The organism is Nocardioides sp. NPDC127503, assembly GCF_040302165.1.
In the GTDB taxonomy this organism is placed as follows: Bacteria; Actinomycetota; Actinomycetes; order Propionibacteriales; family Nocardioidaceae; genus Nocardioides.
In genome coordinates this window covers 342,124-360,126 of sequence record NZ_JBEORH010000002.1, presented here as the reverse complement: position 1 = coordinate 360,126, position 18,003 = coordinate 342,124, and the positions used below count along the sequence as shown (strand labels likewise).

At 68.5% G+C, this 18,003-nt stretch carries 18 protein-coding genes; 10 read left to right on the top strand and 8 right to left on the bottom strand.

Features of this window, described 5'->3' with window-relative positions; all coding sequences use genetic code 11:
- Positions 1-49: 49 nt before the first annotated feature.
- The 4 genes from pgl to tkt are packed head-to-tail and all read right to left on the bottom strand — an operon-like array spanning position 50 to position 5,660.
- A complete protein-coding gene (gene pgl, locus ABTW65_RS05760) occupies positions 50-790 on the bottom strand; it encodes a 6-phosphogluconolactonase (RefSeq protein ID WP_350658989.1) in 741 nt (246 codons plus the stop codon).
- Positions 787-2,442 carry a glucose-6-phosphate isomerase gene (gene pgi / locus ABTW65_RS05755; RefSeq protein ID WP_350658988.1) on the bottom strand — a complete coding sequence of 552 codons (1,656 nt, stop codon included), beginning with the start codon at positions 2,440-2,442 and terminating at the stop codon, positions 787-789. Before pgi ends, pgl begins: the two co-directional genes overlap by 4 nt.
- Positions 2,439-3,545, bottom strand: coding sequence for a transaldolase (gene tal / locus ABTW65_RS05750; RefSeq protein WP_350658987.1), 1,107 nt, complete (start codon positions 3,543-3,545; stop codon positions 2,439-2,441). Before tal ends, pgi begins: the two co-directional genes overlap by 4 nt.
- A gap of 3 nt (positions 3,546-3,548) precedes the next feature.
- Positions 3,549-5,660, bottom strand: a complete 2,112-nt coding sequence (gene tkt, locus ABTW65_RS05745) for a transketolase (RefSeq protein WP_350658986.1) — start codon at positions 5,658-5,660, stop codon at positions 3,549-3,551.
- 170 nt (positions 5,661-5,830) lie between these two features.
- Between tkt and ABTW65_RS05740 the strand changes: the two genes are divergently transcribed.
- Positions 5,831-6,769 (top strand): heme o synthase, encoded by a 939-nt coding sequence (locus ABTW65_RS05740; RefSeq protein WP_350658985.1) that lies wholly within the window; start codon positions 5,831-5,833, stop codon positions 6,767-6,769.
- 195 nt (positions 6,770-6,964) lie between these two features.
- On the opposite strand, the gene ABTW65_RS05735 is transcribed toward ABTW65_RS05740, so the two are convergent.
- From ABTW65_RS05735 to ABTW65_RS05725, 3 genes are read right to left on the bottom strand one after another with little or no spacing between them, the layout of a single operon-like run.
- On the bottom strand, positions 6,965-7,867 hold the full coding sequence (locus ABTW65_RS05735) for a COX15/CtaA family protein (protein ID WP_350658984.1): 903 nt from the start codon (positions 7,865-7,867) through the stop codon (positions 6,965-6,967).
- The gene (locus tag ABTW65_RS05730; RefSeq protein WP_350658983.1) at positions 7,864-8,655 is read right to left on the bottom strand and encodes an ABC transporter permease; all 792 of its coding nucleotides are present in this window, start codon (positions 8,653-8,655) and stop codon (positions 7,864-7,866) included. Before ABTW65_RS05730 ends, ABTW65_RS05735 begins: the two co-directional genes overlap by 4 nt.
- Positions 8,648-9,610 (bottom strand): ABC transporter ATP-binding protein, encoded by a 963-nt coding sequence (locus ABTW65_RS05725; RefSeq protein ID WP_502890547.1) that lies wholly within the window; start codon positions 9,608-9,610, stop codon positions 8,648-8,650. The genes ABTW65_RS05730 and ABTW65_RS05725 overlap by 8 nt, the downstream gene beginning before the upstream one ends.
- Before the next feature lie 247 nt (positions 9,611-9,857).
- Here ABTW65_RS05725 and ABTW65_RS05720 point away from each other — a divergent pair, with 247 nt between their 5' ends.
- On the top strand, positions 9,858-10,499 hold the full coding sequence (locus tag ABTW65_RS05720) for a glyoxalase (protein ID WP_350658982.1): 642 nt from the start codon (positions 9,858-9,860) through the stop codon (positions 10,497-10,499).
- Positions 10,465-10,935, top strand: a complete 471-nt coding sequence (locus ABTW65_RS05715; RefSeq protein WP_350658981.1) for a PPOX class F420-dependent oxidoreductase — start codon at positions 10,465-10,467, stop codon at positions 10,933-10,935. Before ABTW65_RS05720 ends, ABTW65_RS05715 begins: the two co-directional genes overlap by 35 nt.
- A 32-nt stretch (positions 10,936-10,967) precedes the next feature.
- Here the strand turns inward: ABTW65_RS05715 and ABTW65_RS05710 are convergent, their stop codons facing one another.
- The gene (locus ABTW65_RS05710) at positions 10,968-11,564 is read right to left on the bottom strand and encodes a methyltransferase domain-containing protein (protein ID WP_350658980.1); all 597 of its coding nucleotides are present in this window, start codon (positions 11,562-11,564) and stop codon (positions 10,968-10,970) included.
- A 104-nt stretch (positions 11,565-11,668) separates the two neighbouring features.
- Between ABTW65_RS05710 and ABTW65_RS05705 the strand changes: the two genes are divergently transcribed.
- The 7 genes from ABTW65_RS05705 to sufU all read left to right on the top strand — a co-directional run bounded on the left by ABTW65_RS05705 (position 11,669) and on the right by sufU (position 17,964).
- Positions 11,669-12,052 (top strand): hypothetical protein, encoded by a 384-nt coding sequence (locus ABTW65_RS05705; RefSeq protein ID WP_350658979.1) that lies wholly within the window; start codon positions 11,669-11,671, stop codon positions 12,050-12,052.
- 119 nt (positions 12,053-12,171) lie between these two features.
- Positions 12,172-12,903, top strand: a complete 732-nt coding sequence (locus ABTW65_RS05700; protein ID WP_350658977.1) for a helix-turn-helix transcriptional regulator — start codon at positions 12,172-12,174, stop codon at positions 12,901-12,903.
- On the top strand, positions 12,900-14,318 hold the full coding sequence (gene sufB / locus ABTW65_RS05695) for a Fe-S cluster assembly protein SufB (RefSeq protein ID WP_091041037.1): 1,419 nt from the start codon (positions 12,900-12,902) through the stop codon (positions 14,316-14,318). The genes ABTW65_RS05700 and sufB overlap by 4 nt, the downstream gene beginning before the upstream one ends.
- On the top strand, positions 14,318-15,502 hold the full coding sequence (gene sufD / locus ABTW65_RS05690; RefSeq protein WP_350658976.1) for a Fe-S cluster assembly protein SufD: 1,185 nt from the start codon (positions 14,318-14,320) through the stop codon (positions 15,500-15,502). Before sufB ends, sufD begins: the two co-directional genes overlap by 1 nt.
- The gene (sufC, locus tag ABTW65_RS05685) at positions 15,499-16,257 is read left to right on the top strand and encodes a Fe-S cluster assembly ATPase SufC (RefSeq protein WP_350658975.1); all 759 of its coding nucleotides are present in this window, start codon (positions 15,499-15,501) and stop codon (positions 16,255-16,257) included. Before sufD ends, sufC begins: the two co-directional genes overlap by 4 nt.
- A gap of 1 nt (position 16,258) precedes the next feature.
- Entirely contained in the window at positions 16,259-17,512 is a 1,254-nt protein-coding gene (locus tag ABTW65_RS05680; protein WP_350658974.1) for a cysteine desulfurase, read from the top strand.
- Positions 17,512-17,964, top strand: a complete 453-nt coding sequence (gene sufU, locus ABTW65_RS05675) for a Fe-S cluster assembly sulfur transfer protein SufU (RefSeq protein ID WP_350658973.1) — start codon at positions 17,512-17,514, stop codon at positions 17,962-17,964. Before ABTW65_RS05680 ends, sufU begins: the two co-directional genes overlap by 1 nt.
- Positions 17,965-18,003 lie beyond the last annotated feature (39 nt).

Genomic DNA, 18,003 nt, shown 5'->3' with positions numbered 1-18,003 from the left:
CGCCGACTCGGGGCGCCTGAGCGGGACAGACGCGCCGAGTCGGCGTGGGTCAGAGCTTGGAGGCGGCGGCCCGGTCCAGGAACCAGGTCGTCTCGGTGGTGCCAGTGACGCCGGTGGCCGGGATCTCGGCGACCGTGGCGCCGCCGTGGGCCTTGGCCACCGCTTCGGCCTTGCCCTCGCCGCTGACCAGGAACCAGACGGTCGTGGACCGACGCAGCGCCTCGACGGTGAAGGTGATGCGCTCCGGCGGCGGCTTGGGGGAGTCGGTGACGCCGACGGCGATCGCGTCCTTCGCCTCGAGCTGCGGGAAGCCGGGGAAGAGAGAGGCGATGTGGCCGTCGGGGCCGACGCCGAGCATCAGGATGTCGAAGCCGCCGGAGCCGTGGCTGCGTACGTCCTCGGAGAACTGTGCCGCGGCCTCGTCGACGCTCAGGCCGGAGTCGGTGGCGGGCATCTCGTGGATGCGGTGGTCCGGGACGCCGACCTCGGTCAGGAAGGCGGCGCGGGCCTGGCCGGCGTTGCGGTCGGGGGAGTCAGCCGCGACGTAGCGCTCGTCGCCGAAGAAGAACTCGACCGCGCCCCAGTCGACACCCGACTCGGGCGCGAGGCGTGCGATCTCGCGATGGATCGCCTCGGCGATCGTGCCACCGGTGAGGCCGATGGCGGGGACGTCGCCGGCCGCCTGCAGGTCGGCAACGCGGCTGAGGAACTCCCCGGCGACCGCCGAGGCCAGGGCCTCAGCGGTGTCGTGGACCTCGATGAGTGACTCGGGATGACCGTCGCTGGTCACGTGCGCTTCTCTCTGTAGTAGGCGATGAGGGATTGGGTAGAGGCGTCCTGCTGCTTGGCGGTGTCCGCGTCACCGGAGACCGCCGGGCTGATCTGGACAGCGAGCTGCTTGCCGAGCTCGACGCCCCACTGGTCGAAGGAGTCGATGCCCCACACCACGCCCTGGGTGAAGGTGATGTGCTCGTAGAGGGCGATCAGCTGGCCCAGGACCCCGGGGGTCAGCGACGGCGCCATGATCGAGGTGGTCGGCCGGTTGCCGGAGAAGACCCGCGCGTTGACGATGTCCTCCGCGGTGCCCTCGGCGCGCACCTGCTCGGCAGTCTTGCCGAAGGCGAGCGCCTGCGTCTGGGCGAAGAAGTTGGCCAGGAACAGCTCGTGCACGTCGATGTTGCCGTCCGCGAGCGGATAGGCCGGGTTGGCGAACGCGATGAAGTCGGCCGGGATCACCCGGGTGCCCTGGTGGATCAACTGGTAGAACGCGTGCTGTCCGTTGGTGCCGGGCTCCCCCCAGAACACCTCGCCGGTGTCGGTGGTGACCGCGGTGCCATCCCAGCGCACCGACTTGCCGTTGGACTCCATGGTCAGCTGCTGAAGGTACGCAGGGAACCGGTGCAGCAGCTGGGAGTAGGGCAGCACGGCGTGGGTCTGAGCGTCGAGGAAGTTGACGTACCAGACGTTCAGGAGACCCATCAGAGCCGGCACGTTCTGCGCGAGCGGCGTCTTCGCGAAGTGCTCGTCGATGGCGTGGAAGCCGCCGAGGAACTCGGCGAACCCCTCCGGTCCGATGGCGATCGCCAGGGAGGTGCCGATCGCGGAGTCGACGGAGTAGCGGCCGCCGACCCAGTCCCAGAAGCCGAAGGCGTTCTCCGGGTCGATCCCGAAGTCGGCGACCTTGTCCAGCGCCGTGGAGACCGCGACGAAGTGCTTCTTCACGGCATCGGCGGAGTCGACCTCGTCACCGAGCGCGTCGAGCAGCCAGGTGCGCGCGAGGCGGGCGTTGGTCAGGGTCTCCAGCGTCGAGAAGGTCTTCGAGGAGACGACGAACAGGGTGGAGGCGGGGTCGAGCCCCTTCAGCTTCTGCCCGGCGTCGGTGGGATCGATGTTGGAGATGAACCGGCACTCGATCTCGGGGTGACGGAACGGCTCGAGCGCTTCGTAGGCCATCACCGGGCCCAGGTCGGAGCCGCCGATGCCGATGTTGACGACCGTGCGGATCCGCTCGCCGGTGACGCCCTTCCACTCACCGGAGCGGACCCGGTCGGCGAAGGCGTACATCTTCGCCAAGGTCTCGTGGACGGCGGGCACGACGTCGGTGCCGTCGACCTCGAGGGAGGCGTCGGCGGGAAGACGCAGGGCGGTGTGGAGCACCGCGCGGTCCTCGGTGACGTTGATGTGCTCGCCGGCGAGCATCGCGTCCCGCCGTGCCTCCAGACCGACCTGCTCGGCAAGCGCGAGCAGGGTGGCCAGGAGGTCGTCGGTGATGAGGTCTTTGGAGAGGTCGACGAAGAGGTCGGCCGCCTCGAAGGTGAAGCGTGTGGCCCGGCCGGGATCATCGGCGAACCACGAGCGCAGGTCTGGCTCGAAGCCGGCCCGCAGCTCGGTGAGTGCCTTCCAAGCGTCCGTCGTCGTCGCGTCGACCGGGCCTTCGCTCACTGCTTGACCGCCTCGATCTGGGCGACGACGGTGTCGACGAGCTCGGTCCAGGAGACCTTGAACTTGTCCACGCCCTCGGTCTCCAGCACCAGGAAGACGTCGTCGAGGTCGACTCCGACAGAGCGGAGCGACTCGAAGACCGTGGCCGCCTCGGCGCCCTTGCCGGTGACGACGTCGCCCTTGACCTCGCCGTGGTCGGCGAAGGCCTCCATCGTCTTCTCCGGCATCGTGTTGACGGTGTCGGCGACGACCAGGTCGGTGACGTAGAGGGTGTCGGGGTAGGCCGGGTTCTTGACTCCGGTCGAGGCCCACAGCGGCCGCTGGGCGTTGGCGCCCTCACTGGCCAGCGCGGTCCAGCGCTCGCTGGCGTGGACCTCCTCGAAGGCGGCGTAGGCGGCGATGGCGTTGGCCACCGCGGCCTTGCCGAGCAGCGCGTTGGCCTCGGGGGTGCCGATCGCCTCGAGCCGCTTGTCGATCTCGGTGTCGACGCGGGAGACGAAGAACGAGGCCACGCTACGGATCGTGGACAGGTCCTTGCCGGCTGCCTTGGCCTGCTCCAGACCGGTCAGGTAGGCGTCCATCACCGCGCGGTAGCGCTCGACCGAGAAGATCAGGGTCACGTTGACCGAGATGCCCTCGGCGATCGCGGCCGTGATCGCCGGGAGGCCCTCGAGGGTCGCCGGGATCTTGATCAGCACGTTGGGACGGTCGACCGCGGCCCACAGCGCCTTCGCGGAGGCGATGGTCGCGTCGGTGTCGTTGGCCAGGGTGGGCTCGACCTCGATCGAGACCCGGCCGTCGTCCTTGGTGGAGTCGGCGACCGGCGCGAAGATGTCGCAGGCGTTGCGTACGTCCCGGGTGGTGAGGCCGAAGATGACCTCGTCGACGTTCTTGCCCTCGGCCACCAGCGAGCGGAGCTGCTCGTCGTAGCGCTCGCCGTTGGCGATCGCGGCGGCGAAGATGGTCGGGTTGGTGGTCACCCCGACGACGGACTTCTCCTTGACGAGATCGGCGAGGTTGCCGGTCTCGATGCGCTCGCGGGAGAGGTCGTCGAGCCAGATGGATACGCCGGCCTCGGCCAGCGCCTTGAGACGGTCAGACATATTTCATGCTCCCTTGTTGATGGCGGCGAGGCTCTCCTTGGCGGCCGTGACGACCGCCTCGGGGGTGAAGCCGTACTCCTTGAACAGCAGCGCTCCGGACGCCGAGGCGCCGAAGTGCTCGAGCGAGACGATCCGGCCGACGTCGCCGACGTACTCCCGCCAGCCCTGCTTCACGCCGGCCTCGACGCTGACGCGCGCCTTGACGCTGGGCGGGATCACCGAGTCGCGGTAGTCCTGGTCCTGGCCCTCGAACCACTCCAGGCACGGCAGCGAGACGACGCGGGCACCGATGCCCTCCTTCGCCAGCTCCTCGCGGGCGGCGACTGCGTACTGCACCTCGGAGCCGGTGCCGAGCAGCACCACGTCGACGGTCCCGGTGGGGGAGTCGAGGAGTACGTAGCCACCCTTCGCCACGCCGCTGGTGTCGGCGTAGCCGTCCTTCCCGCGGGGGAAGGTCGGCAGCGCCTGACGGGTCAGGATGAGCGCCGAGGGGCGGTCGTGGTGCTTGAGCACCTCGAGCCACGCGGCGGCGGTCTCGTTGGCGTCGGCGGGGCGGACCACGTCGAGACCCGGGATCGCCCGGACCGCGGCGAGGTGCTCGACCGGCTGGTGGGTCGGGCCGTCCTCGCCCAGACCGACGGAGTCGTGGGTCCAGACGTGGATCACCGGCAGCTTGGACAGCGCCCCGACGCGTACGGCGCCTCGCATGTAGTCGGAGAACTGGAAGAACGTGCCACCGAAGGCCTTGGTCGGCGAGTGGGCCACGATGCCGTTGAGGATCGCGCCCATGGCGTGCTCGCGGATGCCGAAGTGGAGCACGCGGCCGGCGTAGGGGTCGCCCTTCCACTCGTGGGTGGAGCGGTCCTCCGGGACGAAGCTGGGCGCACCGGAGATGGTGGTGTTGTTGGAGCCGGCGAGGTCGGCCGAGCCACCCCACAGCTCCGGCAGAACCGGGGCCAGCGCGTTGATGACCTTGCCGGAGGCGGCACGCGTGGCGATGCCCTTGGCGTCGGCCTCGAAGAACGGCAGCGCGTCGGCGATGTCGGCGGGAAGCTCCCCGGCCCGCATCCGCTCGAGCAGCTTGGCGCCCTCGGGGTTGGCCTCGGCCCAGGCTGCCTCCTCGGCGCGCCAGGCCTCCTCGGCCTTCTCGCCGCGCTCGATGAGCTGGCGGGTGTGGGCGAGCACCTCGGGGTCGACGTCGAAGGACTTGGCCGGGTCGAAGCCCAGGATCTCCTTGGTCGCTGCGACCTCCTCGGTGCCGAGTGCGGAACCGTGAGCGGCCTCGGTGTTCTGCGCGTTCGGGGCGGGCCAAGCGATGACGGTGCGCAGCACGATCAGCGACGGCTGGTCGGTGACCTCGCCGGCGGCGTTGATCGCGTCGAACAGCGCCGGTACGTCCTCCTGGTAGCCCGTGCCGTCATGGGTCCAGTCGACCTCCTGGACGTGCCAGCCGTAGGCCCGGTAGCGAGCGGCGACGTCCTCGGTGAAGGCGACGTTGGTGTCACCCTCGATCGAGATCCGGTTGGCGTCGTAGATCATCGTGAGGTTGCCGAGTTTCTGCGTGCCGGCGATCGAGCTCGCCTCGCTGCTGACGCCCTCCTGCAGGTCGCCGTCGCCGGCCAGGACGTACGTCTTGTGATCGAACGGGCTCGGCTGGTCGACCGGTGTGTCCGGGTCGAGCAGGCCGCGCAGTCGGCGCTGGGCCATCGCGATGCCGACGGCGTTGGCGACACCCTGGCCGAGCGGGCCGGTGGTCACCTCCACGCCGCGGGTGTGGCCGCGCTCGGGGTGACCCGGGGTCAGCGAGCCCCAGGTGCGCAGGCTCTCCAGGTCGCCGAGCTCGAGACCAAAGCCGCCGAGGTAGAGCTGGATGTAGAGGGTGACGCTGGAGTGGCCGACGGAGAGCACGAACCGGTCACGACCGAGCCAGTCGGTGTCGGCCGGGTTGTGCTTCATCACCTTCTGGAAGAGCAGATAGGCAGCCGGAGCCAGGCTCATCGCGGTGCCAGGGTGGCCGTTGCCGACCTTCTGCACGGAGTCCATGGCGAGTACGCGGACGGTGTCCACGGCCTTGCTGTCCAGATCGGTCCACTCGAGTACAGGTTTGGTGCTCACGAGGTGCCTTTTCAAATTCGTAGAGTCCACTTGGGAAGTTCTTGGGCTGGCCGTGGGGGCTGCCGAATCCGAGCCTACTCACGCCCCGGGTTAGACTGCGAGCCGCATGCTGTGAACTGCCTGTATGAGCCGCATGTGAAGCCTCAACCCGATCGAGAAGGATCTTCTCAGTGACGCACGTCGAACAGCCGGTCCCCGACCTCGACCAGCGTAGCGACCGCGCGTCAATGCGCGATGTCATCTCGGCGTACGTCTCCTTGACGAAGCCCCGCGTGATCGAGCTGCTGCTGCTCACCACCGTGCCGGTGATGTTCTTCGCCGCCCAGGGTGTCCCGGGCGTCGGCCTGGTCGCGGCCACGGTCGTCGGCGGGATCTTCTCGGCCGGTTCGGCCTCGGTCTTCAACTGCGTCTACGACCGCGACATCGACGAGCAGATGAGGCGTACGCGGCGCCGGGCTCTGCCGCGGCACGTGGTCACCCCGCGGGCGGCCCTGATCTTCGGGTCGATCCTCGCGGTGCTCTCGGTGGTCGTGCTCGGCCTCTTCGTGAACTGGCTCTCCGCGGGCCTGTCGCTGGCCGCCAACGCCTTCTACGTCTTCGTCTACACGATGCTGCTCAAGCGGCGCACCACGCAGAACATCGTCTGGGGCGGCATCGCAGGCTGCTTCCCGACCCTGATCGGCTGGACCGCGGTCACCAACTCGGTGAACTGGGAGCCGCTGATCCTGTTCATGGTCGTCTTCTTCTGGACCCCGCCGCACACCTGGGCCCTGGCGCTGCGCTACCGCGAGGACTACGCGCAGGTCGACGTGCCGATGCTGCCGGTGGTCAAGTCCGCCCGTCACGTGGGCGGCCAGATCGTGGCGTACTCCTGGGTCATGGTCGCCACCTCGCTGCTGATGTGGCCCCTCGCCTCCACCGGCTGGCTCTACCCGGTTGCCGCCGTCGCCCTCGGCGCCGTCTTCCTCGTCCAGGCCCACCAGCTGCACGCTCGTGCCAAGGGCACCGAGGACCTCGCCAAGATCCGCCCGATGCAGCTCTTCCACAGCAGCAACCTCTACCTGAGCCTGCTCTTCGTCGCCCTCGCGGTCGACCCGCTCATCGGCTGATCGCCTCCCGCCGAAGCGTCACCCGCGTCGGCCGAGGCGTCAGCTACGTCGGCCGAGCCGGCAGCACGCTGCCCACTCGAGCGACGCACCTGACGTCTCGGTCTGCAGGAGCGACTTCTCGACCGACGCGCGTGACGCCTCGGCCTGCGGGAGCGACTTCTCGGCCGACCGGGGTGACGCCTCGACGAGGGTGCGTCAGGCGGAGTGAGCGCGGGTGGAGACGAGGACGCGGGCGAGGCCGGCGGAGACTAGGGCGGCGCCGAGCATGTGGAAGCCGACGAGGAGGACGGGGAGGTCGGTGAGGTACTGGACCCAGCCGATCAGGCCCTGGGCGAGCTCGATGACCAGCAGAACGATGGTGACCCGGCGGACGTACGCGTTCTTGCGGCCCAGCCACAGCGTGACCAGGGTCGCGGCGATCAGCGCGTAGACGGCGTAGGCGTGGATGTGGGACATCAGCGCTGGGTCGAGGCCGGTACGGCGGGACTCGAGGTCGCCGGAGTGGGGGCCGGAGCCGGTCACGACCGTGCCGAGCCAGAGTGTGAGCCAGCCGACGACCAGCGTGACGACGGAGGCGATGCGCACGCTCCGCGCAGCCTCCTCACGCTCCGGCGAACGGATCTCGTCGAGGAGCCAGACGCACAGTCCGACCATCGCCATCGACAGCAGCAGGTGGAGGGCGACGACATACGGGTTGAGGTCGGTGAGCACCGTGATCCCGCCGATAACGCCCTGGAACGGGACGCCGAGGGCGATGACGATCGCGAGGTTGCGTACGACTCCGCGGCGCCTCCACACCGCGATGACGACCGTGATCGCGATCGCGGCGAGGACGTAGGTCAGCAGCCGGTTGCCGAACTCGATGACGCCGTTGATCCCGAGGGCCTCGTGAGCCACGTAGGACTCCTCGGTGCACTTGGGCCACGTGGGGCAGCCGAGGCCGGAACCCGTCAACCGGACCACTGCACCGGTCACCACGATCCCGATGTTGGCGATGAGGTTGGCGATGGCCAGACCGAACGCATGGGCACGGAGCCAGCCGAGGACCTTGTCCTTGGCCGAGGGAGCCGGGCCGGTGGAGGGTTCGGTGGTCGTCATTCCCACTTGAAGGTCCTAGCTGTGAGGGTGGAGCCGAGAACGGCCCAGATCAGGAGTACGCCGAGGTCTCGCCAGGCCGGGACGCCGTCGAGGAAGGCGGTGCGCACTGCCTCGCCCAAAGCGCCAGAGGGGAGCCAGCGAGCGACGTCGCCGTAGGCGCCGTAGGCCGTCAGCGGCAGCACCACGGCGCCGCCGGCCAGCAGAAGCAGGTAGATGAGGTTGGCCGCGGCCAGGGTCGCCTCGGCGCGCAGCACGCCGGCGACGAAGAGCCCGAGCGAGGCGAAGGCCAGCGTGCCCATCGCGATGGCGAGGAAGAAGGCGAGGACGGTGCCGAACCCTGCGGCGGGGGTCCAGCCGAGGATCTGGCCGACGCCACCGATGACGAAGAGCTGCACGAGCTGTACGCAGCCGAGCGCGAGCACCTTGCCGGCGAGCAGGCCGATCCGGGGGAGCGGTGAGGCGCCGAGGCGCTTGATCACGCCGTAGCGCCGCTCGAACCCGGTCGCGATCGCGAGGCTCGTGAACGAGGTCGACATGATCGCCAGGGCGAGGACGCCCGGGGTGAGGAGGTCGACCAGCGGCTGGTCAGTGCCGAGGTCGAGGTCGATCGCGTTGCCTGCGGTGACGCCGCCGATCAGCACCATCACCGGGATGACGACGGCGAGGAGGAGCTGCTCGCCGTTGCGGAGCATCAGCTTGGCCTCCATCAGCGCCTGGGCGATCACCTGCCGCGTGATCGGTGCGCCGCCGGGCCGAGGGGTGAAGGTCCCCGTGGCAACCTCAGACATGCTCGACCCCCTCGGTGAGATGGAGCCCTCCGGTGAGATCGAGGAAGACGTCCTCGAGGCTCCTGCGACCCAGGGTCAGCGACTCCGGGAGGACGTCGTTCTCCTCGCACCAGCGGCTCACCTTGGAGAGCGTGGTCGGGTCGGCCTTGCCGGTGACCCGCATCGAGCGCTCGTCGAGCAGGATGACCTCGGTGTCCTCACCGAGCGCCTTGCGCAGGGACTCGCGGGCACCGGGCGGGAACGGTTTGGTCACGACCAGCCTGACAGTGGCGGTCGCGCCGCCCCTGGTGAGCTCGAGCGGACTGCCCGAGGCGATCATCCGGCCGCGGTCGATGATGTGCACCTGGTCGGCCAATTCCTCGGCCTCCTCCAGGTAGTGGGTGGTCAGCACGACGGTGACGCCGTCGGCGCGCAGCTCGCGCAGCAGCTCCCAGGTCGTACGCCGCCCCTGCGGGTCCATGCCCGCCGTCGGCTCGTCCACGAACACCAGCTCCGGACGGCCCACCAGCGCCATCGCCAGCCCGAGCCGCTGCTGCTGCCCACCGGAGAGCCGCCGGTAGGGGGTGCGACCGCACTCGCCCAGTCCCAGGCGCTCGGCGAGGTAGTCGACGTCGAGCGGATGCGCGTGCAGCCGCGCGATGTGGCGCAACATCTCCATGGCGCGTACGCCGCTCCAGGCGCCCTGCCCCTGCAGCATCACCCCGATCCGGGGGAGCAGCTGCTTGCGGTCGGCGATGGGATCGAGCCCGAGGACGCGTACCGTCCCCTGCTGAGGCTTGCGGTAGCCCTCGCAGGTCTCGAGCGTGGTCGTCTTGCCGGCACCGTTGGGGCCGAGCACGGCCGTGATCGAACCCTCCGCGACGCTCAGCGAGAGTCCGTCGACGGCCGTCTTGTCGCCATAGGTCATGCGCAGGTCGCGTACCTCGACAGCAGGCCTGGCGACGGAAGAGTCCACGGCGGCAGTCTAAGAAGGCGCACGCCACCGGCCCAATCGCGTAGGTGCGATCCCATGGATTCTTAGGTGCCTGTAAGGACGTTGGCCGCCCAACTCCCACCGAAGGACGGCCAACGCGGGGATGAGACGCGATGCCCCCAGGCCTATGACGCGGTGTCTCAGACACAATTTCTGCTCAGGAGATCAACAGGCAAGGCGGTCAGGAATCGAGAAGCCCCCAGGGCCCCCGGATTCCTAAGGTCAAGACATGTTCACTCTTCAGACCATCACCCTCGACGCAGCAGACCCCACGGACGCCCAGGCGTTCTACGAGAAGGCCTTCGGGCTGACCGACCAGATCTCCGTACGCCAGGGCCCGGGCACCGGCACCGGCCGGCCGTTCACGATCTCCCTGGTCGTCGGCCAGCCCTCGACGGTCGACAGCCTCGTCGACTCCGCGCTCACCGCTGGCGCCACCTCCCTCAAGCCGGTCGAGAAGTCGTTCTGGGGCTACGGCGGCATCGTCCAGGTCCCCGACGGCTCGATCTGGAAGATCGCCACCTCGGCGAAGAAGGACAGCGGCCCGGCCACCCGCGAGATCGACGACATCGTCCTGCTCCTCGGCGTCGCCGACGTCAAGGCGAGCAAGCGGTTCTACGCCGAGCGCGGGCTCGGCGTGAAGCGGAGCTTCGGAGGCAAGTACGCCGAGTTCGAGGCAGCTCCCGGTGCAGTCCAGCTCGCGATCTACCCCCTGCGTGCCCTGGAGAAGGAGACCGGTGTCGCGGTCGACCCGGCCGCTGCGTACGGAATCGTCCTGAGCGGCGGCAGCGAGGCCTTCACCGACCCGGACGGGTTCACCTGGCAGGCTGGAGACCATGGCACGCACGATCGCGACGAACACGACCGTTGATCTCGAGGGACTCCTGGAGTTCGTACGTCCCCGCCACCAGATGATCCTGGTGACCAGCAGAGCCGACGGGTCCCCGCAGCTCTCGCCGGTCACCGGCGGCGTCGACGACGACGGGCGGATCGTGATCGCGACCTACCCCGAACGGGCCAAGACCCGCAACGCCCGCATCCGCCCGCAGGTGAGCGTGATGGTCCTCTCCGAGGAGTGGAACGGCGCCTGGGTCCAGGTCGACGGCGAGACCGAGGTCCTCGACGCGGCGAGCGGTGGGGAAGCGCTGGACGCGTTCGTTACCTACTTCCGCAACATCTCCGGGGAGCACTCCGACTGGGACGAATACCGCCAGGCGATGGTCGACCAGGGCAAGTCCCTCCTCCGGATCACCCCGAAGCGCTGGGGCCCGGTCGCCACCGGCGGCTTCCCCGCCCGCCTGGCCTGAGACCGAGCGGCCGCTGGTATCTGCTGGCGGGTTCAGCGGCGCTGCCAGATCCCGAGGCGGTGGCTCCACGGGAGTCGCGGGTTCAGCCGGCGCGGCTCGGAGAGGTGGACCAGGTCGAAGTCGGAGCCGAGCGCGCGGGTCATGTCCTCAGGGACGTACGTCCATGGCGGGCCCGGCTCCTCGCTCGGCCGGTCGATCGGGAAGACCCCCGACGCGACTCGGCCGCCGGGGCGTACGACCGCGCGGGCCAGGTCGCCGATGCGGCCGCGCCAGGCGGGCGGCAGTGCGCAGAAGAAGGTGTGGTCCCACATCAGGTCGACCGGCCCGCCGGTCGCGGCCAGGACGACGTCGACGTCGAATGCGTCGCCGACCATGTAGGTGAGATCCGGATAATGCTCTGCTGCGTGGGCGGCTGCCGTGGGGGAGACGTCGACAACCGCCGTACGCCATCCGGCAGCCGCCAACCCCGCCGCGTCGTGTCCCCGGCCGGCACCTGGCGCGAAGGCGGTGCCGGGCTCCCCGAACAGCGCCGCGTCCTCCTCGATGTATGCCAGGGGAGCGCCGAGGTCCCAGCCGGTCGTGCCGCGGACGTACGCGGTTTCCCAGTCCGTGGGGTCATTGGCGGTCATGGGCCACATTCTCTCGGACCGGCGCAGGGAGAGCAGGGCGCCCGGGCGAATCCCCGATTCCAGGTCGGTTCCGTGTGCCGTTGTCGACCGGTACGCTTTCGAACATGAGATCGACTGGCGGCGCGTCCCGGCGCGACGTACCGCTGCCGTTCGACATCGCTCCTCATGCGTTGCCCGCGCCCGTCAAGCGATCATCGGCGCCTGCGTCGGAAGAGGGGACGCAGGTCTACCGTCTTGTCGGCGCCCACCTCACGTCTCGCGGCCTTCCGCCGGGCTCCGACCTGATGATCAACCCCCGCCGACCCAAGCGCGGCGAGGTGGCGGTCGTACGCTTCGGCGGCCGCACCAGGGTCGGTGTCTTCGACCTCGAACGCGGTCGCGCGGTCCTGCGTTCGGACCGCGGCACCCGCTGGCTGCCGCCCGACGCCGTCTACATCGGCGTCGCCGCCCTCGCCTCCCCAACCCTTGACGGGATGCCGACAGGCTGACCAGTGATTCGCTGCTGATCGGGATGCGGTCGTGACGTACGACACGTTGGCGGCGCCGCGTGGGCAAGTAAGGGTTGCCTTCGTTGAATCGCCTGGGGGAATAACGTCACAATGGTGTTGTGAAATTCGACGAGAGCACTCTGCACCCCGCAGAGACCAACGAGGAGAGCACCCGCCAGCGGGTCGCTCGCTCGCTGCTCGTCGACGGTCCGCAGACGGCTGCGACGCTGGCCAAGCGGCTCGATCTCACGCCGGCCGCGGTCAGGCGCCACTTGGACGCCCTGGCCGAGGAGGAGGCGGTGGAGCAGCGTGAGCCGCGCACCGCATCCACGCGTGGGCGGGGCCGCCCGGCCAAGCTCTTCGCGCTCACCGACCAGGGTAGGGACGGCTTCGAAAAGAAGTACGACGACCTGGCGGTCGAGGCGCTGCGGTTCCTCTCCGAGGTGGCCGGCGAGGAGGCCGTGCGGGAATTCGCGGAGCGCCGCGCGGCGTTCATCAAGCAGGGACTGGACCGGATCGCCGCCAGCGAGACGGACCTCAGCCCCGCTCAGGTGCTCGCAAATGTGTTCACGGCCAACGGCTATGCGGCCTCCGTCAGGGAGCTGCCGCTGATCAATGGCCACGACGCAGGTGAGCAGCTGTGCCAGCAGCACTGCCCGGTCGCCCACGTCGCCCAGGAGTTCCCCGAGCTCTGCGAGGCGGAGACAGAGGCGATCGCGAAGCTGCTCGGCACCCACGTACAACGCTTGGCCACCATCGCCCACGGCGACGGAGTCTGCACGACGCACATCCCTCCTGGATCCTCCGGTCCCGGCGAAGTTTCGAAGAAGAAGGAGCAGGTCACGACATGACCTCCATCGAGGAGCTCAACCCCGAGCTGAAGGGCATCGGCAAGTACGAGTTCGGCTGGTCCGACTCGGACGTCGCCGGTGCCGCGGCACAGCGCGGTCTCAACGACGCCATCGTCCGCGACATCTCCGGTAAGAAGTCTGAGCCGCAGTGGATGCTCGACCTGCGCCTGAAGGGCCTCAAGCTCTTCGGCCGCAAGCCGATGCCCACTTGGGGCTCCGACCTCTCGGACATCGACTTCGACAACATCAAGTACTTCGTGCGTTCGTCGGAGAAGCAGGCCACCTCGTGGGAGGACCTGCCCGAGGACATCAAGAACACCTACGACCGACTCGGCATCCCGGAGGCGGAGAAGCAGCGCCTGGTCGCCGGTGTCGCCGCGCAGTACGAGTCGGAGGTCGTCTACCACTCGATCCGCGAGGACCTCGAGGCCCAGGGCGTGCTCTTCCTCGACACCGACACCGCGCTCAAGGAGCACCCGGAGATCTTCCAGGAGTACTTCGGCACGGTGATCCCGGTCGGCGACAACAAGTTCGCCGCGCTGAACACCGCCGTGTGGTCGGGTGGCTCCTTCATCTACGTGCCCAAGGGTGTCCACGTCGACATCCCGCTGCAGGCCTACTTCCGGATCAACACCGAGAACATGGGCCAGTTCGAGCGCACCCTGATCATCGCCGACGAGGGCTCCTACGTTCACTACGTCGAGGGCTGCACCGCGCCGATCTACCAGTCCGACTCGTTGCACTCCGCGGTCGTCGAGATCATCGTGAAGAAGAACGCCCGCGTTCGCTACACGACCATCCAGAACTGGTCGAACAACGTCTACAACCTGGTCACCAAGCGCGCCGTCTGCGAAGAGGGCGCGACCATGGAGTGGGTCGACGGCAACATCGGCTCCAAGGTGACCATGAAGTACCCGGCGGTCTACCTGATGGGTGAGCACGCCAAGGGCGAGACGCTCTCCATCGCCTTCGCCGGCGAGGGCCAGCACCAGGACGCGGGCGCCAAGATGGTGCACGCCGCCCCGAACACCTCCTCGTCCATCCTGTCGAAGAGCGTTGCGCGTGGCGGTGGCCGCACGTCCTACCGCGGCCTGATCCAGATCAACGAGGGCGCTCACGGCTCCAAGTCCAACGTGCTGTGCGACGCGCTCCTGGTCGACCAGATCTCCCGCTCGGACACCTACCCCTACGTCGACATCCGCGAGGACGACGTCTCCATGGGTCACGAGGCCTCGGTCTCGAAGGTCTCCGACGACCAGCTGTTCTACCTGATGTCCCGCGGCATGGCCGAGGACGAGGCGATGGCGATGATCGTGCGCGGCTTCGTCGAGCCGATCGCCAAGGAGCTCCCGATGGAGTACGCCCTCGAGCTCAACCGCCTGATCGAACTGCAGATGGAAGGAGCGGTCGGCTGATGACCGCAGCTGTACAGGAGGCTCTGGAGCTCGACAAGGTCGAGTCCCACCTCCACCCCGAAGGCTCTTTCGACGTCGAGGCGCACGAGGTGCCGAAGGGTCGCGAGGAGATCTGGCGGTTCACCCCGCTCAAGCGCCTCAAGGGCATCCACAACGACGCTCCGTTTGCCGACGGTGCTACCAAGGTGGAGGTCGAGGCGGCCTCTGGCGTGACCGTCGAGACCGTGGCTGCCGACGATGAGGTACGCGGCAGCTCGGGCCTGGTTCCGACCGACCGCGTCTCGGCGCGGGCCTGGGCGGCCAGCACCGGGGCGACCCTCGTGCGGATCCCGACCGACACCGTCGTCGAGGGCGCGACCGTGATCCGCCATCACGGCACCGGCTCGGAGACCGCCGGCGCCGGTCATGCGGTCATCGTGGCGGAGAAGTTCGCCAAGGCGACCGTCGTGCTGGTCTTCGAGGGCTCTGCCGTCGTGGCCGACAACATCGAGATCGTCGTCGAGGACGGCGCCGACCTCACCGTCGTCTCCGTCCAGGACTGGGCCGACGACGCCGTCCACCTCTCCACCCAGCACGCCAAGGTCGGCCGCGACGCCAACCTCAAGCACGTCTCGGTGAGCTTCGGCGGCGACGTGGTGCGCCACGACTTCTCGGCGGAGTACTCCGGCCCCGGCGGCTCCGTGGAGTCGCTCGGCCTCTACTTCGCCGACGCCGGTCAGCACATCGAGCACCGTCTCTTCGTCGACCACACGGCCCCGAAGACCAAGTCCCACGTGGTCTACAAGGGCGCGCTGCAGGGCGAGAAGGCCCACGCGGTCTGGATCGGCAACGTGCTGATCCGCAAGGAGGCCGAGGGCATCGAGACGTACGAGGAGAACCGCAACCTCATCCTCACCGACGGTGCCTGGGCCGACTCCGTGCCCAACCTGGAGATCGAGACCGGCGAGATCGAGGGCGCGGGTCACGCGTCGGCGATCGGCCGTTTCGACGACGAGCAGCTCTTCTACCTGCAGAGCCGCGGCATCTCCGAGACCGAGGCCAAGCGCCTGGTCGTGCACGGCTTCTTCAACGACCTGATCCGTCAGATCGGTGTCCCCGAGCTCGAGGAGAAGCTGACCAGCACGGTCGAGGCCGAGCTCGCCAAGAACATCAACACCCTTATCGAGAAGGACGCAACCGCATGAGCACGCTTGAGATCAAGGACCTCACGGTCTCGGTCAACACCGAGGACGGTGCCAAGGAGATCCTCAAGGGCGTGACCCTGACGATCAACTCCGGCGAGACCCACGCGATCATGGGCCCCAACGGCTCGGGCAAGTCGACGCTTGCCTACTCGATCGCCGGCCACCCGAAGTACACCATCACCGGCGGCACCGTCACCCTCGACGGTGAGGACGTCCTGGAGATGTCGGTCGACGAGCGCGCCAAGGCCGGTCTCTTCCTGGCGATGCAGTACCCCGTCGAGGTCCCCGGCGTGAGCGTGGCCAACTTCCTGCGCACCGCGAAGACCGCGCTGGACGGCGAGGCCCCCAAGCTGCGTACGTGGGTCAAGGACGTCAACGGTGCGATGAACAAGATGCACCTGGACCCGACCTTCTCGCAGCGTTCGGTCAACGAGGGCTTCTCCGGCGGCGAGAAGAAGCGTCACGAGATCGCCCAGCTCGACATCCTCGACCCGGCGTTCGCGCTGCTCGACGAGATCGACTCCGGCCTCGACATCGACGCGCTCAAGGTCGTCTCCGAAGGGATCAACGACTTCCGCGCCCGCGATGGCAAGTCGGTCCTGCTGATCACCCACTACACCCGCATCCTGCGCTACATCAAGCCTGACCACGTGCACGTCTTCGTGGCCGGCCGGATCGCGGAGTCGGGTGGGCCGGACCTGGCCGAGGAGCTGGAGGCCAACGGCTACGAGAAGTACGTCTCGGCAGGGGTCTGACATGAAGGGTCTGCTGCCCGACCTGGATCTGGTCCGTAAGGACTTCCCGATCCTGGAGCGCACCTTCGACGGCGGCGAGACCCCGCTGGTCTACCTCGACAGCGCCAACACCTCGCAGAAGCCGCAGATCGTGATCGACACGATGGTCGACCATCTGGAGCGGCACAACGCCAACATCGCTCGGGCGATGCACCACCTGGGTGCCGAGGCCACCGAGGCGTTCGAGGGGGCGCGCGACACCGTCGCGCGCTTCCTCGGCGCGCCCGAGCGCGACGAGGTGATCTTCACCAAGAACGCCTCCGAGGCGCTCAACCTGGTCGCCAACACCGTGCCGCTGGCCGCCGGCGACGTGGTCGTGACCACCGAGATGGAGCACCACTCCAACATCGTTCCGTGGCAGCTCGCCACGCAGCGCGCAGGTGCGACGTTGAAGTGGTTCGGACTCACCGACTCCGGTGAGCTCGACCTGTCGAACATCGACGAGCTGATCACGCCGGCGACCAAGATCGTCGCGCTGACCTGGGTCTCCAACATGCTCGGCACGATCAACCCCATCGCCGAGATCGCCCGCAAGGCCCACGAGGTCGGTGCGCTGGTCGTCGTCGACGCCGCCCAGGCCGCCCCGGTGCTGCCGATCGACCTGGCCGGCATGGCCGAAGAGGAGCGTCCCGACTTCCTCGCCTTCACCGGCCACAAGGTCGTCGGCCCGACCGGCATCGGCGTGCTGTGGGGCCGGCGTGCCGCGCTCGAGGCGTTGCCGCCGTTCCTCGGTGGTGGGGAGATGATCGCGACGGTGTCGATGGAGAAGTCGACCTACGCGCCGATCCCGCACAAGTTCGAGGCCGGCACCCCGCCGATCGCCGAGGCCGTGGGTCTCGGTGCGGCGCTGGAATACCTCATGCACCTCGGCATGGAGAACGTCCACGCCCACGAGCAGGCGATCACGGCCTACGCGCTGGAGCGCCTCGCGACCGTCCCGGGCGTGACCGTGCTCGGCCCGGCCGACGCGGCCAAGCGCGGCGGCGCGATCGCCTTCGAGCTCGACGGGGTGCACCCGCACGACGTGGCCCAGGTGCTCGACTCCAAGGGCGTCGCCATCCGCGCCGGGCACCACTGCGCCAAGCCGGCTCACCAGCGGTTCGGCGTCCAGGCCTCCAACCGGATGTCGTCCTACCTCTACACCACGCCCGCCGAGATCGACGCGCTGGTCGAGGGGTTGGAATACGTACGCACGTTCTTCAAGTTGGACAAGTGATGACTGCCGCGAACCTCGAGAGCATGTACCAGGAGATCATCCTGGACCATTACAAGAACCCGCACGGAAAGGGTCTTCGCGACCCGTTCGAGGCGGAGGTTCACCACGTCAACCCGACCTGCGGCGACGAGATCACCCTCCGGGTGCACGTCGACGGCGGCAAGATCGAGGACATCTCCTACGACGCCCTCGGCTGCTCCATCTCGCAGGCGTCGGCCTCCGTGCTCAGCGACCTGGTCGTCGGCAAGACGGTCGATGAGGCGATGGTCATCCACGAGGAGTTCCTGCGACTGATGCAGGGCAAGGGCCAGGTGGAGCCCGACGAGGACATTCTGGAGGACGGCATCGCCTTCGCCGGCGTCGCCAAGTTCCCCGCCCGGATCAAGTGCGCGCTGCTGTCGTGGATGGCCTGGAAAGACGCCACCGCCAAGACGCTCGCTGAGGAGAACTGATGACTGAGACCGACCACACTGAGCACGATCATGCGGGTC

Coding starts and splice junctions, on each gene's coding strand:
- ABTW65_RS05720 (WP_350658982.1), top strand. CDS start 9,858: ATGTTCACTCTTCAGACCATCACCCTCGACGCAGCAGACCCCACGGAC.
- tal (WP_350658987.1), bottom strand. CDS start 3,545: ATGTCTGACCGTCTCAAGGCGCTGGCCGAGGCCGGCGTATCCATCTGG.
- ABTW65_RS05680 (WP_350658974.1), top strand. CDS start 16,259: ATGAAGGGTCTGCTGCCCGACCTGGATCTGGTCCGTAAGGACTTCCCG.
- sufU (WP_350658973.1), top strand. CDS start 17,512: ATGACTGCCGCGAACCTCGAGAGCATGTACCAGGAGATCATCCTGGAC.
- sufB (WP_091041037.1), top strand. CDS start 12,900: ATGACCTCCATCGAGGAGCTCAACCCCGAGCTGAAGGGCATCGGCAAG.
- ABTW65_RS05715 (WP_350658981.1), top strand. CDS start 10,465: ATGGCACGCACGATCGCGACGAACACGACCGTTGATCTCGAGGGACTC.
- ABTW65_RS05735 (WP_350658984.1), bottom strand. CDS start 7,867: ATGACGACCACCGAACCCTCCACCGGCCCGGCTCCCTCGGCCAAGGAC.
- sufD (WP_350658976.1), top strand. CDS start 14,318: ATGACCGCAGCTGTACAGGAGGCTCTGGAGCTCGACAAGGTCGAGTCC.
- ABTW65_RS05730 (WP_350658983.1), bottom strand. CDS start 8,655: ATGTCTGAGGTTGCCACGGGGACCTTCACCCCTCGGCCCGGCGGCGCA.
- ABTW65_RS05710 (WP_350658980.1), bottom strand. CDS start 11,564: ATGACCGCCAATGACCCCACGGACTGGGAAACCGCGTACGTCCGCGGC.
- sufC (WP_350658975.1), top strand. CDS start 15,499: ATGAGCACGCTTGAGATCAAGGACCTCACGGTCTCGGTCAACACCGAG.
- ABTW65_RS05705 (WP_350658979.1), top strand. CDS start 11,669: ATGAGATCGACTGGCGGCGCGTCCCGGCGCGACGTACCGCTGCCGTTC.